Raw genomic sequence first — 15,429 nt, 5'->3', positions numbered from 1 at the left:
CGACGGATGTCTGGGGGGAGCTGGTGGCGCTACGCGACGTTGACGGAGATCTCCTGCAGGCCCGACGAGCCCTGGGGGAAGGGACGCATCCGCACGGGCGTCTGCACCTCCCCGTCCTTGTTCGTGGCGCGGCAGGCGATGAAGTGCTGCCCCGGCTCGGCGTCCCACTCGTAGAACCACTGGCGCCAGTAGTCGTCGCTCACCTGCGGGCCGAGCGTGGCCGGGCGCCACGCCCCACCGTCGACGCGCACCTCGACCTTGTCGATGCCGACGCCCTGCGCCCAGGCGATGCCCCCGACGACCACCGTGCCGGCCTTGCTCTCCGACAAGGGACGCGGGGTGTCGATGCGGCTCGACAGCTTGATGGGGGCGTCGATCGCCCAGTCGCGCTCGGTCCAGTAGGCCTGCTCGGCGTCGTACGTCGTGAGCGTCATGCGGGTGATCCACTTGCACGCGCTCACGAAGCCGTAGAGCCCCGGCACCACCATGCGGGCCGGGAACCCGTGCTCGCGCGGCAGCGGCCGGCCGTTCATGGCGATGGCGATCATCGCGTCGCGCCCGTCGAGGGCGACGTCGAGCGGGGTCGAGATCGTCATGCCGTCGACGTCGGTGGACAGGATCTGGTCGGCCTTCGTCGCGTCGATGCCGGCGTGGGCCAGCACGTCGGCGAGCGGCACCCCGAGCCAGCGGGCGGCACCGATGTAGGGGCCACCGACCTCGTTGGACACGCAGGTCAGCGTGATGTCGCGCTCGATCGTCCTCATCTCGGACAGCTCGGCGAAGGTCAGCGTGACCTCCTGCTCGACGTCGCCGTCGATGGTGAGCGTCCACGAGTCGACGTCGACGGCCGGCACCGTCAGGCGGGTGTCGACGCGGTAGAACTCGCCGGTCGGGGTGCGCAGCGGGCTGATGCCGGCGTACTTCTGCTCCAGGCCGGTGGGGAAGGCAGGCGCGGGGTCGGTGGCGGCCGGCAGCGCGACGTCGGTGCCGCCGAGGCGGTACGACGTCACCCAGCGGCCCAGCGCCCCCATGGCCACTGCGGCCGCGGCGAGGCCGCCGGTCGCCAGCACGACCCCGCGCCGGCTCGGACCGTCGACCCCCGGCGACGGCCCGTCAGTGCCCCGGTCGTCGCGGTGGCCGTCGATCCGGTGCAGCCACCACAGGGCGGTGGGCGCGACGGCTGCGGCGACCAGGGCAGGAACGAGGTCCAGCGGCCCGGAGCCCGGGCGCAGGACGGCGAGCACGCCGGCGACGGCGGCGAGGCCCACGAGGACGAGCAGACCAGGCGTCTCGCGGCGCCGGGCGACGACACCGGCCACGGCGGCGAGCAGCAGCACGACCACGACGACCGACCCGACCAGCACGGTCTTGTCGGCGCTGCCGAACTGCCGGATCGCCCACTCCTTGAGCGGGGTCGGCGTCAGGTCGATGACGGTCGAGCCGACCGCCAGCACGGGCGAGGCCGCCGGCACGGTGAGGGCGGCGACCAGGTGGGCGGCCGCGAGGCCGACGACGGTGGCCAGCACGCCGTACGCCGCATGGCGGAGCGTGGCGGCACGGGTCGACGTCTCGGGGGTATGCATGGGAGGTGTTCGGAGCCCGGCGCCGCGCGGATGGGGTGGGGGTGGGGTGCGGCAGGATGTCGTCCATGACCGACGCCCCCGCCGAGCTGGTCCACCTCTCCGTCGCCGACGGCATCGCGACCATCACCCTCGACAGCCCGCACAACCGCAACGCGCTCAGCCGCCGGCTCGTGACCGAGCTGTTCGCCCACCTCGAGCAGGCCGGCGCCGACGACGACGTGCGCGTCGTGCTGGTGCGCAGCTCGGGGAAGGTCTTCTGCTCCGGCGCGGACCTGACCGAGGCGTCCTCGGAGGGCATGGAGGAGGGCACCCGCCGGATCGTCGCGCTGCAGCGGCTCGTCGCCACCCTCGACAAGCCGGTGGTCACCGCCAACCTCGGCGCCGTGCGGGCCGGCGGCATCGGCATCGTCGCGGCCGCCGACGTCGCCATCTGCGCGGAGGAGGCGACGTTCGCGCTGACCGAGGTCAAGCTCGGCCTCGCCGCGGCCATCATCAGCCTCACCGTCCACCACCGGATGAACCCGCGTGCGGCGGCGCTCACCACGCTCGGCGGCGAGGTGTTCACCGGCGCCGAGGCGGCGGCGTACGGCCTGGTCACCAGGGCCGTGCCCGCCGAGCGCCTCGACGAGGAGGTGGCCGCGGTCTGCGCGAGCCTGGCCACCGGTGCCCCGCAGGGCCTGCGCGAGTCGAAGCGCATCCTCAACCGCGACCTCGTGGCCCGCATCGACGCCCTCGGCGAAGAGATGGCCACCACCAGCACCCGCCTGTTCGCCAGCGACGAGGCGCGCGAGGCGATGACGGCCTTCCTGAGCAGGAAGTAGCCGCTCGCTGCATCCGGACGGCCCCCGCGGCGCGAGAAGGAGGCGGTAGGACGACGACGAAGGAGACCGCGTGAGCCAGCAGCACCAGCCAGGCCGGGGGCGTGAGCTCGCCGGTGCCCGGATCGCGGTCGTGGGTGCCACCGGCGCGCTCGGCTCGCTCGTCGCCGCCGAGCTCGAGCGCCGGGGTGCCCGGCTGCTGGTGGTCGGCCGCGACGCCGGACGCCTCGAGGCGCTCGGCACCGGCGTGCCGGTCGTGGCCGACCTCGGCGACGCGGCGGCCGGTGACGCGGTCGTGGCCGCGGCGCGCGAGCACCTCGGGGGGCTGGACGGACTGGTCAACGCCGCGGGCGTGGTGGCCTTCGGGTCGCTGGTGGACACCCCCGACGAGGTGGTCGAGGAGCTCTTCCTGACCAACGTCGTGGGCCCGCTCTTCCTGCTGCGCCGCGTGCTCCCGCTGCTGGAGGAGTCGCAGGGCTTCGTGCTGCAGCTCAGCGCCGTCGTGGCCGAGCGACCGATGCCGCGGATGGCGGCGTACTCCGCGAGCAAGGCGGCGCTCAGCGCGGTCGCGACGGCGCTGCGCACCGAGCTGCGCCGCAGCCGGGTCGAGGTCCACGACGTGCGACCGCCGCACACCGAGACCGGCCTGGCGTCGCGCCCGCTGGCCGGCGAGGCCCCCGGCCTGCCCGCCGGCCTGGCCCCCGACGACGTGGCCCGGCGGATCGTGGACGCGCTCGCCGCCGGCGAGACCGACGTCCCCGCGAGCGCCTTCGCCCCTCGATGAGCCTCGCCGATCCCCAGCCGTGGCTCCTGCTGGCGGCCGCGGCGCACCTGGGCTTCCAGGTGACGGTCGACCTGGTCGTCTACCCGGCCCTGGGTGAGGTGCCGCGCGAGGCGTGGTTCGTCGCGCACGACCGGCACTCGCGGCGCATCACCCCGGTCGTCGCGCTCGTCTACCCTCCACTCGTCGTGCTGCTCGGCTGGGCCGCGGTCGCCGAGCCGCGGTCGACGGGCACGTGGGTGGCGGTCGCGGGCGGCCTGCTGGCCGTCGGTGCCACCGCCGCGGTTGCCGCACCGACCCACGGCCGGCTGTCGTCGGCCTCCGTGGCCGAGCGGCCGGCGCTGATGCGGCGCCTCGACCGGGCCGACCGCGTCCGCACGATCGGTGCGGTGGTGTGCGTCGTCGGGGCCGTGCTGCTGCTGGCCTGAGGCCCTGTCAGGGCCGGCTGCGCTGCACGAGCCGCACGAGGCCCGGCTCGGCCAGGCCGAGGTAGGTGTCGACCGGCGGCGTGCCGACGGCCGCCTGGACGGTCGAGCACCGGGTGGTGTCGATCGCGAGCGTGCGGGCGGTGCCGGTGGCGTCGGTGAGCACCACGACGTACGACGTCGCGCCGGGGTCGGGCTCGCAGTCGGCGACCGCGCCCAGCCAGACCCGGGTGGTGGCCGCGGAGCGCACGGTCTCCGCGACCGGCAGCCCGACCTGCCACTGGTCGACCGGCTCGCGCCGGCGCCCGTCGCCGCGGTAGGCACAGACGTCGGCCGCGACGGCGGGCAGCGCCAGCAGGGGCACCGTGGACTGCCAGCGCTCGCGGGGCGGCTCGACGAGCAGGCCTGCGGAGGCACCGTCGGCGTTGGTCCGCACCGTGGTGAGCTCAGACGGGCAGGTCACGGGCGCGGGCATCGCGCCGGGCGGTCCGGCCTCGCCCGCCGCCTGCATCAGCAGGGTCGTCTCGAGCTGGGCGAAGAGCACCTGGTCGCGCGCGCTGCACCCGGTGTCGCCCGCGATCTCGGCGACGCGGCCGTCGGCGAGGCCCACCTCGATCCGGAACAGGCCGGTGGGGCCCGGCGTCTCCTGGAAGGGCGTGCACTCCGGCCGGCCGTCCTGCGTCTCGGCGAGGCTCGCAGCGACGCTCGCGGCCAGGTCGCCGGTCACCACGCCCTGCGGGTGGCGCACCCGCTGCGCCGCGCCCTCGTCGGCGAGGGGGCAGAAGCGCACCCACGCCGCAGGCTGCACGCCGACCTCCCCGACGGGTGCGTCGGCGCGAGCCACGCAGGTCGGGTCGACGGCCGGCGTGGCCGCCCGCTCGTCGGGTGCGAGCCCGGGCAGCAGCCTCGGCACGGCGACCACCAGCGCGACCACCAGCGCGGCCGCGATCGCCGCCGCGACGGCGACCACGCGCCGACGCCCCACCCGATCCGACCGCTCAGGCCCCACCTGCGCTCCTCCCACGCCCCCATCCAACTCGACGCGCGCCCGGGGCCGCGGGTTCCGCCGATGCGCGGCAAGTCTGCGGGTGGGACGGCGGCGGGTACGATTCTCGACTCTGCCCGTGAGGGACGGGCAGCGGTTCATCGGGGGATGAGGAGCGGGATTTTGAGCGAGGAGCTCGAGGCGCGGGAGATCGCGGCGGAGCAGCAGTACGTCGACGAGGTCTACGTGCAGCTCGAGGCGTCGGCGCGCAGCGCGCGGGCGCTGGCGGCGGAGGGCCACCAGCGCGGCCGGCTGGAGCACGAGGGCGGCCTCGTCGAGCGCGACGCGATGGTCTTCCAGGCCGCCAAGCGCATCGCGCAGCTCGACGCCGCGCACGAGGGCCTGGTGTTCGGCCGGCTCGACCTCGACCCGGCCATCGACGTCCTGCCGCGCTACATCGGCCGCATCGGCGTGCGCAACGCCGAGCGTGACGTGCTGCTGATCGACTGGCGCGCGCCGGCCGCCGGGGTGTTCTACCAGGCGACCGCCGCGACCCCGCAGGGCGTCGTACGCCGTCGGGTGCTGCGATCGCAGCACCGCACGGTCATCGGCGTCGAGGACGAGCTGCTCGACGACGAGGCCGAGACCGACCTGCCGATCGTCGGCGAGGGTGCGCTCATGGCGCAGCTCTCGCGGGCCCGCGACCGCTCGATGCACTCGATCGTGGCCACCATCCAGGCCGAGCAGGACCAGGCGATCCGCGCGCCCGGCAAGGGCGTCGTGTCGATCTCCGGCGGCCCCGGCACCGGCAAGACCGTGGTCGCGCTGCACCGCGCGGCCTTCTTGCTCTACTCCGACCGTCGTCGCTACGAGGGCGGCGGCGTGCTGGTCGTGGGCCCCAGCGGCGTCTTCATGCGCTACATCGAGCGGGTGCTGCCCAGCCTCGGCGAGACCGCGGTGGCGCTGCGCTCGCTGGGCGAGGTCGTCGGTGGCCTCCGCGCGACCAGGCACGACGAGCCGGCCGTCGCGGACGTCAAGGGCGCGACGCGGATGGCCGAGCTGATGCGCCGCACGGCCCGCCAGCACGCCCCCGGTGCGCCCACCAGCTTCCGCATCTACTGGCGCGACGAGATCATCGTGCTCGACCCCGGCCTGCTGGGCCGGCTGCGCCGCCAGCTCATGTCGCAGGGCCGCCGCAACCGCCAGCTGCCCCGCGTGGCCAGGACGCTGCTCGACGCGATGTGGCGCCAGGTCACCGGCGAGCGCGGCAAGGAGCGCGGCCGCGAGGCGTTCGACGACGACATGCTCGGCCACGAGGGCTTCGTCGAGTTCGCCACCGCCTGGTGGCCCCCGCTCGACGCACCCACCGTCTTCGGCTGGCTGCGCGACCCCGAGTTCCTCTCCCGCGTCGCGGAGGGCGTGCTGAGCCGCGAGGAGCAGCTGCTGCTGCTCAAGTCGTGGTCGGGCGACCTCTCGATCGAGGACGTCCCCCTCATCGACGAGCTGCGCTACGCCCTCGGCGACGTGCCGCAGCGCACCGACGACGAGCGCGACCTCGACGAGACCGGGCTGCTCGAGGGCGGCGTCGACCTCCAGGAGCTCACGACCGTCGCCGAGCGCGACTACGCGCCCGGTGGCCTCGCCTGGTCGGCGCCCACCCACCGCATCGAGGACGACGGCTACGCCCACGTCCTCATCGACGAAGCCCAGGACCTCACGCCCATGCAGTGGCGGATGGTCGGCCGGCGCGGTCGCGCCGCGAGCTGGACCATCGTCGGCGACCCCGCCCAGTCGTCGTGGCCCGACGCCCCCGAGGCCGCCCGGGCGCGCGCCGAGGCGCTGGAGGGCAAGGAGCTCCACGAGTTCCACCTGTCCACCAACTACCGCAACTCCGCCGAGATCTACGCCTTCGCCGCCGACTACGCCGGCCGTGTGGGCCTCGACGCCGACCTGCCCGACGCCGTACGTCGCACGGGCGAGGAGCCGCAGGTCGTCGGGCCGGTCGACGACCTCGAGGCCGCCGTGCGCGACGCCGTCGTCACGACCGCCGGTCGCGTCGAGGGCACCGTCGGGGTCGTCGTGCCGGTCGCGCGGCGCTCCGAGGTCAACGCGTGGCTGGCGTCGTGGCCCGAGCTCGCGTCCGACGCGGCCGGCGCCCGCGCCGCGGTCGACTCCCGCGTCACCCCGAGCGGCGAGGACCGCGTCGTCGTGCTCACCGGGCTCGACACCAAGGGCCTGGAGTTCGACGGGATCGTCGTGGTCTCGCCCCAGGAGATCGAGGACGAGTCGGCGACCGGCCGTGCCACCCTCTACGTCGTGCTGACCCGTGCCACCCAGCTGCTGACGACCGTCGGTTGATGGCGCGCAGGACCTCGGGCCCGGTCCTGGCCGCGGCGACGCTGGTCGTCGCGACCCTCGGCGTGCTCGCACCCGCCCCGGCGCAGGCCTCGATCGCCCGCGGCGACACCGTGGACTCCGACCCGGCGCCGACGTGGGGGTGGGAGCCCTTGTTCGTCGACGGCTTCGACGGCCCTGCCGGCGTGGCGCCGGAGCAGTGGCACACCATGCTCGGGCAGGGCGCGGCCCTCCAGAACGGGCAGGGCCAGCTCGACGTCGGGCACCTGGCCCAGATCCGCACCAACACCGGGTGGACGCTGCCGACGGGCTCGCAGGTGCGGGTCACCGCCAGCCTCGTCATGCCGGACACGGGCAGCAACTACGCCGCCTTCTGGGTCCAGCACCCCAACGGCATCGACCCGCGCGAGATCGACGTCATCGAGAGCTACGGTCCACTCAAGCCCGCGGGCGCCCAGCTGGGCTCGCACATCTGCTACGACGACACCCCCGAGACCGCGGTCAACGCGTGCGTCGCGACCGGTCGGGCACCCGAGCTGTGGCCGGTGACGCAGGCGTTCCCGGTCGGGGCAGCGCCGTGGGACACCTACTGGCAGTACGCCGCCGAGTTCACCGTCGGCGGCGACACGGTCGCCTTCTCGGCCGACGACGGCCAGGGCCACCACCCCTACGAGATGGCGCTGACGCCGGACGCACGCCGGGTGCCCGGCAATGCCACGCCGTTCCACCTGCGCCTGTCCAACAAGGACGTGCTGCCCCAGTACGCCGTCCCCGGCGGCACTCGCGCCACCATGCTCGTCGACTGGGTCGCCGTCGACGTGAAGCGGCCGTAGCGTCCTGCCCGCGGGCGCCGACGCGGGAGTTCCGCGCCGCGGATCCTCACCGCGACTTCGTATACATCGACGTCGCCAGCCCCCTCGTCGCCGCCATGACCGCCCCCCGGCCGGTCACGTGCGCACCGTCGACGTCGGCAGCGCGGTACGGAACACGATCGGCGACCGCGCACGCGACGTACGCGATGCCGCTCGGCTGGGAACCCCGATGGAGCCAGCGCGACGGCACCGCCGGCCTCAGGAGTGGATCGCCACCCAGATCGACCGGACAGGCCTCGCCCCGCATAGGGTGGCCGTGCAACGTGTCGTCCGAGAGGGAGCCTGTGCCTGTTGACCTGCCGACCGTCCTGATCGTCCTGATCGAGCGCTCCAGCGCTCCCGAGCCCCGTCAGGTCGAGGCCTGGCAAGAGGCGCTCGAGGCCTACCCGGGTGGCGGACGCATCGTGCGCGCCTGGGCCGGCTTGGGCGTGGTGCCGGCCGGCATCGACTACCCCACGCCGGCGGCGGCGGTCGCGGTGCTCGGGGTGCCCGCTGACTCGCCCGTGGTCGTCGCGGAGGCGTACGCCGTGCCCGGACCCCACCTGATGGAGCGGCTGGTCGGGGAGGCGCTGCTGTCCCCGGACCGTGTCGTCGACGCCCGCGCGCTCCCCGTCGAGCTGACCCGGGTCAGCGACCGACAGCGCGGCTACCACCTCGAGGACGACACCGACCCGTCGGCGGCCTTCCTGCAGGAGACCAGGTATCCCGGCTCGGACGACGAGCACGACGACCCCGACGACGAGGACGACGAGGACGACACCGACGAGGCGGAGGGCGAGGACGACGAGGGCGACCCCGACGAGGCGGAGGGCGACCGGGCGGAAGACGTGGGCCCGGGGCGCGACGACGCCGCGATGTCGAGCCACGACCTCCGGGCGCAGGACGGCTTCGTCCTGCAGGCGCGGGTCAGCGGCGCGTGCTGCGCGACGCGCGCCGCGCACGTCGCCGCGCTCGACGATGCCCTCCTCGCCGAGCCGTCGGAAGTCTCGGGCAACGCGCTGCTCGACGCCGCCGCGGCCCGCGGCATCGACGTCGTCGTCGCCGAGACGGGTGTCGTCAGCCTGCCGCTCCGGCTCGGGTGGGACGCCCGGATCGAGGGGCTGGTCCCCGTCGCGGCCGACCGCCCGGTGGAGTGGGACCCTGCGACCCACCCGGCCCTGCTGCCGGGCAGCGCGCTCGGCGCGCTCGCGCAGCAGCTCGGCCTCCGGCCCGCCGCGAGCGCCGACCGCGCCACGGCCGCGGACACGCCGTTCCTCAGCATCGTGACGCGCACCCAGGGGCGCCGCCTGCACTGCCTCGAGGACATGCTGACCTGCCTGGCCGGCCAGGGCGACCGCGACTTCGAGGTCCTGCTGATGTGCCACCGCACGACGACGCAGGAGCTTGCGGCGGTGCGATCGGTCGTCGACTCCGCGCCCGGGTGGCTGCGCTCGAGGGTGCGGGTGGTCGAGGCCGAGCGGCCCGGGCGCGCCGCGCCCCTGAACGACGGCTTCACCGCAGCGCGCGGTCGCTACGTCGTCGCGCTTGACGATGACGACACGGTCCTGGCGCACTACGTCGCCACCTTCAAGGCCGCGGCAGCCGAGCACGACGGGCGCGTCCTGCGTGCGGTGGCGGTCCGCCAGGACGTCGCGCCGGTGGGGGGCATCGACACGCTGTGCGCGGTGTCGGTCGACGACCCGTTCCGCGAGTGGCCGATGGACTTCAGCCTCGTCGACCACCTCGTCGCCAACTACAGCCCGTTCATGACGGTCGCCTTCCCCCGCGGGGCCTTCCACGACCTCGGCCTGCGCTTCGACGAGTCCCTCGACACCACCGAGGACTGGGACCTCCTCGTGCGGTGCGCCGCCGTCCTCGGCGTGGCATCGGTCCGCGAGGTCACGAGCGTCTACCGCTGGTGGGTGCACACCGGGTCCTCTCGAGCGGTACACAGCAAGGCTGAGTGGGCGGCGGCCCGCAAGCGGGTCCAGAGTGCCTTCGAGCAGTCGGTGCTGCTCATGTCGCCGGAGGAGACGCAACGCACGGTCGCGTCGCTGCGCAAGGCCCACAAGGACTCCAACACCGCCCACCGCATGGCGCGCCGGCTCGCGACCTCGCAGCACCACGTGATCCTGCAGATGGACGAGGTCAAGGCGGCCCACGACCGGGCCGTCGAGGCCTCGCACGAGTGGCGCGAGCGCGCCAAGGCCGCCCAGGACAAGGTGCAGGAGGTCCGCGAGCGGCTCCGCAAGCGGCACGCCCGGCAGCTCGCGCTGCTCCGCGAGGCCGACCTGTTGCTGGCCGAGCGGCCGCACGCGCGGCCCGCGACTTCCATCGTGGACCTGTCGCCCGGCGACCTCGAGGAGCTGGTCGCGCGGCTGCGCGCGGAGCCCGTCATGCGGTCCCGCGCAGGACGTCGTACGCGCTGAGCCGGGGACGTCAGTCCCCGGAGCCGCGGCCCCGTCGGCGCCACGAGCCCTTGGTGGCCGGCTTTTCGGTGGGCACAGCACCGTCGCCCGGTCGAGCCGAGCGGGCCGACTCCAGCTTGCGGCGCAGCCGGGCCACCTGCTGCTCGTGGCGGTCCTGCTCGGACTCGAGCCGGTCCTGGAGGCTGCGCACCACGGCCTCGAGGTTGACGGCGTGGTCATGGGTGAGGCGCAGCTCCTCGGCGGTGCGCGTGAGCTCCTGCGCCAGCGCCCGGGTGGTCGCGCTCTCCGACGACCCGGCCCGCAGGTGCTGCGCCTCGCCCGGCGGCACCACCAGGGGGCGGGCGTCGATGAGGTCGCGGGCCGTAGGCCCGTCACCGGTGCTGGCGGGTGCGGTGCCGACCCACTCACGGTGCAGCGACGTGACGACCTCAAGGTCGCTGACCCCGACGAGCTCCGCGGCGCGGACGAGGAGCTCCCAGTCGGCGTCGTCGGTCACGGTCGCGTCGTAGCCCAGCCCGTGGCTCCGCACCAGGTCTCGCGGCCACGCCCAGGTCGCCGGCGCGGAGAGCGGCTCCAGGGCGTGCTGCCACAGCGAGAAGCGGCTGGGTGCCAGCGCGCGCGGCGGCCCGTCCGCGCGGACCGCCTGGTGGCCCGCCACCTCGACGAGCGAGTGCTCCTGGGTGACGCCGAGCGCGCGCAGCAACCGCCTCTCGGGCGACGGCTCGGCGGCGCGGAAGGTGGTCACCCAGCTGCCGAGGACGAGGTCTCCCTCGGGCAGCACCGTCACGAAGCGGCCCTGGGCATCCGCCAGGCCGGCGTTGCGCACGGCGCCCGGGGTCGCCGCGTCGGCGACCACGCGACGCAGGCGTGCGGCCAGGCGGGGCGGCTGGTCCGAGACGACCTCGTCGACCTCGCCGTCCTCCTCGGGAGCGGCACCGGGCGGCGTGACGAGCACGACCTCGAAGTCGACGTCGTCCTGGCCGACCAGGCAGAGCAGCGACTCGCGCAGTGCCTGGGTGCCGGTGGTGCCGACGGGCACGACGACGGTCAGGAAGGGGCTGGTGGACCGGTCGAGGTCCTCGGCCACGGCGCTCACAGGGCGAACCTGTGCTGGGCGTAGTTTCCGGCGACGAACTGGCCGACCGCGTGGTCCGCGTCGCGTCGCGGGGCCAGCGTGCCGGCGTCGCGGCGCTTGCGGAACTCCGTCGTTGCCCGCCGGTGCACCTCGTCGGTGGAGGCGTCCAGCAGGGCCAGGGTGTCGTCGAGCACGTCGTCGCGCGACCACTTGTGGGCGAGCAGCAGCGCCGCCTCGGCGGAGAAGTAGCGCTCGGCCTCGGTGGGCACCCAGCCGCCCTGGGGGCTCAGGTCCTTGTCGTGGAAGACCACCGCGGACGGCTGGTTGACCACACGGTGACCGGCCTCGCGCAGGCGCCAGGATAGGTCCACGTCGTCGCAGTAGAGGAAGAAGGTGTCCTCATCGAAGCCGCCGACCTCCTCGAAGGCCGAACGTCGAACCAGTGAGAAGGCCCCCGAGCCCCACGAGCTCGCGCCGGTGGCGGGGTCGTAGTCCTTGGGGTGCTCGACCGGCTGCTGCTTGGCCTCGGCCATGCCCACGCCCGGGTCGGCGAGGGCCTCGAGCAGCCGCACGAGCCCGCGTCCCTCGGGGACCACGTCGGGGTTGCAGATCAGCACGTGGTCCGACGCGGTGGAGCGGCTCAGCCTGTTCTGGCCCCGTGAGGTGCCGGTGTTCTCGTCGAAGAACTCGTAGGTGACCTCGATGTACGAGGTGCTCTCGCGCAGCCGGGCGACCTGGCCGTCGTCGAGCAGGGGCTGCGGTGACGCGTCCCCGAAGGCGAGCACCAGCCGGTCGAGGAGCCCTTCCTCGGAAGCGATCCGGGCGGCGTTGTCGAAGGCTGAGACGGTGCGCTCCGCGGCGGCCGGCGAGTTGCCGTACAGCACCGTGAGCGCGGCGATCGAGCTCGGCGGGGAAGGGGGGACGGTCAAGGGTCGGCTCCTGGCGTGCTGACGGATATCCGACCGAGTCTAAGGTCGGCGTAGGCTACGACCCGCCCTGACCGCTGCTGATCGGACCGCTGCACATGACACCCTCCCTTGGCGGGAGCCACCCGAGGTGACCGCCGCGGACCGGACGGTTGGCCGGGTGGAGGCCGAGAGCCAGGTCGTGGCGGACCCGGACGAAACCGTCGAGCGCCCGATGACCCACCGCGCCAACAACTTCGACTTCCTGCGCCTGGTGGGCGCGCTGCTGGTGGTCCTCGGGCACGCCTACCCGCTCCTGGGCGCCCCCGCCGCGACGCCGGGCCTGATCGGCTACGGCGTGCAGAGCATCGGCGTCGTGATCTTCTTCTCGATCAGTGGCTACCTGATCACCGCGAGCTGGAACCGCACGCGTGACCCGCTGTCCTACGCTGCCGCACGATGCTTGCGCATCTTCCCCGGCCTAGCCGTGGTCGTGCTGGTCTGCGCCTGCGTGCTCGGCCCGCTGCTGACGGTGCTGCCGGTCGGCGACTACGCCACGCATCCGCAGACGACCGACTACCTCAACAACATCCTGATGAAGCCCGTCTACTTCCTGCCCGGCGTCTTCACTGACCTCCCCTACGCCAACGTCGTCAACGGCTCGCTCTGGACGCTGCCGGCCGAGTTCCTGTGCTACATCGTGGTCCCCCTGGCGCTCGTCGTGCCGCGGCTGGCGCGGCCAGCGGTCATCGCGGTGCTCCTAGCCCTCTCGCTCTGGTACGCCGCGACCCCGCCGATGGAGTCGGCGGTCGTCTACGGCACGCGCATCTCTGACGCCGCGGTCATGTGGGTCTTCTTCGCCGCCGGAGTGCTGCTGCGCTTGGGGCACGAGCGGGTCTCCGGACTCTTCCGCGCCGACGTTGCCGTCGGCCTCTTCGCGACCTACCTGTTGGTCATCGCGATCGAGCCGACATGGGTCGGCCACGTCTCGTGGGTCGCGCTGCCTTATCTCGTCCTTGCCGTCGGCCTGGCGAGCACGCCGTACATCCGCCAGGCTGCGCGCTTCGGCGACCTGTCCTACGGCATCTACCTATGGGCCTTCCCCGTTCAACAGACCGTGATCCATGTGGCCGGCGTGCAGAACATGGCTGTGAACCTGATCGTCGTCACCGCCCTGACCGCGCTCCTGGCACTGATCTCCTGGCACGTGGTCGAGAAGCCTGCTCTGCGTCTGAAGAACAGGGTTCCCCGGCTGGCGCAGGTCAAGGTCAGCTGGCGGGGTGGACGCTGACGACGCTCCAGTCGGCGTCCTGGCAGCGCCTCTCGAGCTGGCGGCCCCACTGGACGTCCTTGGTCCACACCTCGAGTCCCGGACCCCACGTCGTGGCCAGGTCGCAGAAGGAGTCCGGGTTGTCCGGTTCGAGGAAGTAGGCGTAGTACCGAACAGCGTCGTTGTCCTCGACGACCGGCTGGGAGAGCAGCCAGAAGTTCACGAACGCATCCAGTGCCGGGTCGGCGTGGAACCGGGAAAGCACGTGCTTCTCCTCCGGTGATGAGATCTTCAGCAGGGTCGCGACTGCCGGGTCCAGCTCGCTGGAGCCGTGCTCCTGGGCGATGGACAGCACAGGCAGGATGGCGCCCGGACTCCATACGGGCGTTGGCAGCGACACCGGGTGGGCGGCGGTGAGAGGCCGTGGATCCGCGGGGGGCACTTGGATGAGCATGGCCACCGTCGTAGCGATAGGGGCAATCGCGGCAGCCGCTGATCGCCCCGAGCCAGGCCGCCGATCAGGCGCGCCTGGCGTCGGCTCCGTGGGCGAAGGCATGGCGATCGCAGCTGCGGCGCGTGCGCCCACCAAGATGGCCAGGTAGGCGATGAGCCACCCAAACTTGGCGGGGTAGTAACCCCACGGACCCGAGGGCGCTCCTTCCCGTTGGGCGATCAGGTACTCCAGACCCGCTATCCCTGCGATCAGCACAGCAGCAGCGCCGAGCATCTCGCCGGTCCGGCCGCGCCCCGAGTAGGCGAGGAGACCGATCGCCGCGCTGGTGATCAGGATTGCCTGCACCGTGGTCTTGGCCATCGGGAACATCGCGCCGTCCGCGCCGAGTGCGGCTCCTTGGGAGGTGAAAAGGGGCCGCACCACGAACACGAAGTACCAGGCCAGCAGGGCCACCGGTGCGAGCCAGGCACCGAGCGCCCACCTCCGTAGTCCCATGTGCGCGCGCCAGTGGCGCAGGACCAGGATCAGGCCGAACAGTGCTGGAGCGAGAAGGAGCGGCGCCCAGAGCGCCAGCAGCGCCGTGCCCGCGAGTGCCTGTGCAGCGGAAGCAGCCGTTGGGTGCCGGTCGGCCTCAGCGAAGGCCAGCCACGCAGTCGCGAGGACCGCGCTGCTGACGATCGCGTTCCAGAACCCGAACTGGGTCGCCTGTCCGAACATGATCCAAGTCCAGGGCAGCACCGCGACCGCCACTGCCACACAGAAGCGGGTCACGAGCGGTCCGCCCCGCGCCGCAAGGACAACACCTATGGCGCCGACGAAGCTGAGAGCCGAGGTGGCCAGAACCAGGAGCTGCATCGCCCTGACCAGATCGTGCTCCAAGAGGTCAGCCGACGCAATTCCATCACGCCCCGGCCCGGTGAACAGCGCCACCATCTCGCTGATCCCCGCGGCTGGGCTGGGGTGCTTCTCGGGGTCTACCCCGCCGTCCCTCAGGATGTGCTGCGATGTGAACAGGTTGAAGGCGCTGTCGTTGTTCATCATCCAGGCGAGCTTGGGACTCGATGAGGCCATCCGGACGACGATCAGAGAGGCGGTGCAGACGGCGGGGGTGATCGCGGCGCCGAACGCGAGCCACCGAGCCTCGCCCGAGAGGGGACGAGGTCTGACGCCCTTGGCCATCACGGCGAGGGAGGAGGCGCCCGTCAACGAGAGAACGAGGGTGTTGCCCGCGACGAAGGGGATTCCGATGCGGAGGTAGAGCTGTCCCAACGCCATAAATGCAGCCACCAGCGTGAGCGAGGCGACTGCAGCTCCCAGCACCCAGCCGAATGGGCGGGAGAGAGCGGCGCTCAGCAGGGCGACGACGCACGACAGCAGTACCACGGGGCTCAGCCCGGCGACGGTCGAGAGGACGCTGCCGAGCAGTACCAAGGTGGCGAGCCCCCATGCTGCCCGTCCGGAGCGACAGACCCGACTCGCAAGCACGGTTGCCATGGTC

Annotated in this window: 12 protein-coding genes; 7 read left to right on the top strand and 5 right to left on the bottom strand. The window is 73.3% G+C overall.

The features are described 5' to 3' along the window. Window positions 1–29: 29 nt before the first annotated feature. On the bottom strand, window positions 30–1,583 hold the full coding sequence (locus ASG76_RS11825) for a molybdopterin-dependent oxidoreductase (RefSeq protein ID WP_056603224.1): 1,554 nt from the start codon (window positions 1,581–1,583) through the stop codon (window positions 30–32). A gap of 65 nt (window positions 1,584–1,648) precedes the next feature. Between ASG76_RS11825 and ASG76_RS11820 the strand changes: the two genes are divergently transcribed. The 3 genes from ASG76_RS11820 (at window position 1,649) to ASG76_RS11810 (ending at window position 3,610) form a co-directional block, all read left to right on the top strand. Beyond that, a complete protein-coding gene (locus ASG76_RS11820; RefSeq protein ID WP_321164088.1) occupies window positions 1,649–2,404 on the top strand; it encodes an enoyl-CoA hydratase-related protein in 756 nt (251 codons plus the stop codon). Window positions 2,405–2,474: 70 nt separating this feature from the next. Beyond that, complete coding sequence (locus ASG76_RS11815; RefSeq protein WP_200948155.1) at window positions 2,475–3,185, top strand: SDR family NAD(P)-dependent oxidoreductase; 711 nt, start codon at window positions 2,475–2,477, stop codon at window positions 3,183–3,185. Then, window positions 3,182–3,610 (top strand): hypothetical protein, encoded by a 429-nt coding sequence (locus ASG76_RS11810; RefSeq protein WP_056603218.1) that lies wholly within the window; start codon window positions 3,182–3,184, stop codon window positions 3,608–3,610. Before ASG76_RS11815 ends, ASG76_RS11810 begins: the two co-directional genes overlap by 4 nt. A 7-nt stretch (window positions 3,611–3,617) precedes the next feature. Here ASG76_RS11810 and ASG76_RS11805 read toward each other — a convergent pair whose 3' ends face one another. After that, entirely contained in the window at window positions 3,618–4,577 is a 960-nt protein-coding gene (locus tag ASG76_RS11805) for a hypothetical protein (protein ID WP_157559089.1), read from the bottom strand. A 198-nt stretch (window positions 4,578–4,775) separates the two neighbouring features. Between ASG76_RS11805 and ASG76_RS11800 the strand changes: the two genes are divergently transcribed. The 3 genes from ASG76_RS11800 (at window position 4,776) to ASG76_RS11785 (ending at window position 10,227) form a co-directional block, all read left to right on the top strand. Beyond that, entirely contained in the window at window positions 4,776–6,950 is a 2,175-nt protein-coding gene (locus ASG76_RS11800) for a HelD family protein (RefSeq protein WP_056603212.1), read from the top strand. Then, window positions 6,950–7,780 carry a hypothetical protein gene (locus ASG76_RS11795; RefSeq protein WP_056603209.1) on the top strand — a complete coding sequence of 277 codons (831 nt, stop codon included), beginning with the start codon at window positions 6,950–6,952 and terminating at the stop codon, window positions 7,778–7,780. The genes ASG76_RS11800 and ASG76_RS11795 overlap by 1 nt, the downstream gene beginning before the upstream one ends. Window positions 7,781–8,103: 323 nt before the next feature. Continuing rightward, the gene (locus ASG76_RS11785) at window positions 8,104–10,227 is read left to right on the top strand and encodes a glycosyltransferase family 2 protein (protein WP_056603203.1); all 2,124 of its coding nucleotides are present in this window, start codon (window positions 8,104–8,106) and stop codon (window positions 10,225–10,227) included. Window positions 10,228–10,237: 10 nt separating this feature from the next. Here the strand turns inward: ASG76_RS11785 and ASG76_RS11780 are convergent, their stop codons facing one another. Next, entirely contained in the window at window positions 10,238–11,323 is a 1,086-nt protein-coding gene (locus tag ASG76_RS11780; protein WP_056603201.1) for a hypothetical protein, read from the bottom strand. Then, complete coding sequence (locus tag ASG76_RS19800) at window positions 11,320–12,231, bottom strand: glycosyltransferase (protein WP_056603199.1); 912 nt, start codon at window positions 12,229–12,231, stop codon at window positions 11,320–11,322. The genes ASG76_RS11780 and ASG76_RS19800 overlap by 4 nt, the downstream gene beginning before the upstream one ends. A 157-nt stretch (window positions 12,232–12,388) precedes the next feature. On the opposite strand from ASG76_RS19800, the gene ASG76_RS11770 reads away from it, so the two are divergent. Then, complete coding sequence (locus ASG76_RS11770; RefSeq protein ID WP_056603196.1) at window positions 12,389–13,498, top strand: acyltransferase family protein; 1,110 nt, start codon at window positions 12,389–12,391, stop codon at window positions 13,496–13,498. Here the strand turns inward: ASG76_RS11770 and ASG76_RS11765 are convergent. After that, window positions 13,476–15,425, bottom strand: coding sequence for a hypothetical protein (locus ASG76_RS11765; RefSeq protein WP_157559088.1), 1,950 nt, complete (start codon window positions 15,423–15,425; stop codon window positions 13,476–13,478). The genes ASG76_RS11770 and ASG76_RS11765 overlap by 23 nt on opposite strands. Window positions 15,426–15,429 lie beyond the last annotated feature (4 nt).

Source organism: Nocardioides sp. Soil774, assembly GCF_001428125.1.
GTDB lineage: Bacteria > Actinomycetota > Actinomycetes > Propionibacteriales > Nocardioidaceae > Nocardioides.
The sequence above is the reverse complement of the archived record's forward strand: the minus strand, read 5'-3'. Positions and strand labels throughout refer to the sequence as shown.

What these genes read in the sequence shown, in the direction of transcription:
- ASG76_RS11795 (WP_056603209.1), top strand. Translation starts at nt 6,950, where the DNA reads ATGGCGCGCAGGACCTCGGGCCCGGTCCTGGCCGCGGCGACGCTGGTC.
- ASG76_RS11810 (WP_056603218.1), top strand. Translation starts at nt 3,182, where the DNA reads ATGAGCCTCGCCGATCCCCAGCCGTGGCTCCTGCTGGCGGCCGCGGCG.
- ASG76_RS11765 (WP_157559088.1), bottom strand. Translation starts at nt 15,425, where the DNA reads ATGGCAACCGTGCTTGCGAGTCGGGTCTGTCGCTCCGGACGGGCAGCA.
- ASG76_RS11825 (WP_056603224.1), bottom strand. Translation starts at nt 1,583, where the DNA reads ATGCATACCCCCGAGACGTCGACCCGTGCCGCCACGCTCCGCCATGCG.
- ASG76_RS11820 (WP_321164088.1), top strand. Translation starts at nt 1,649, where the DNA reads ATGACCGACGCCCCCGCCGAGCTGGTCCACCTCTCCGTCGCCGACGGC.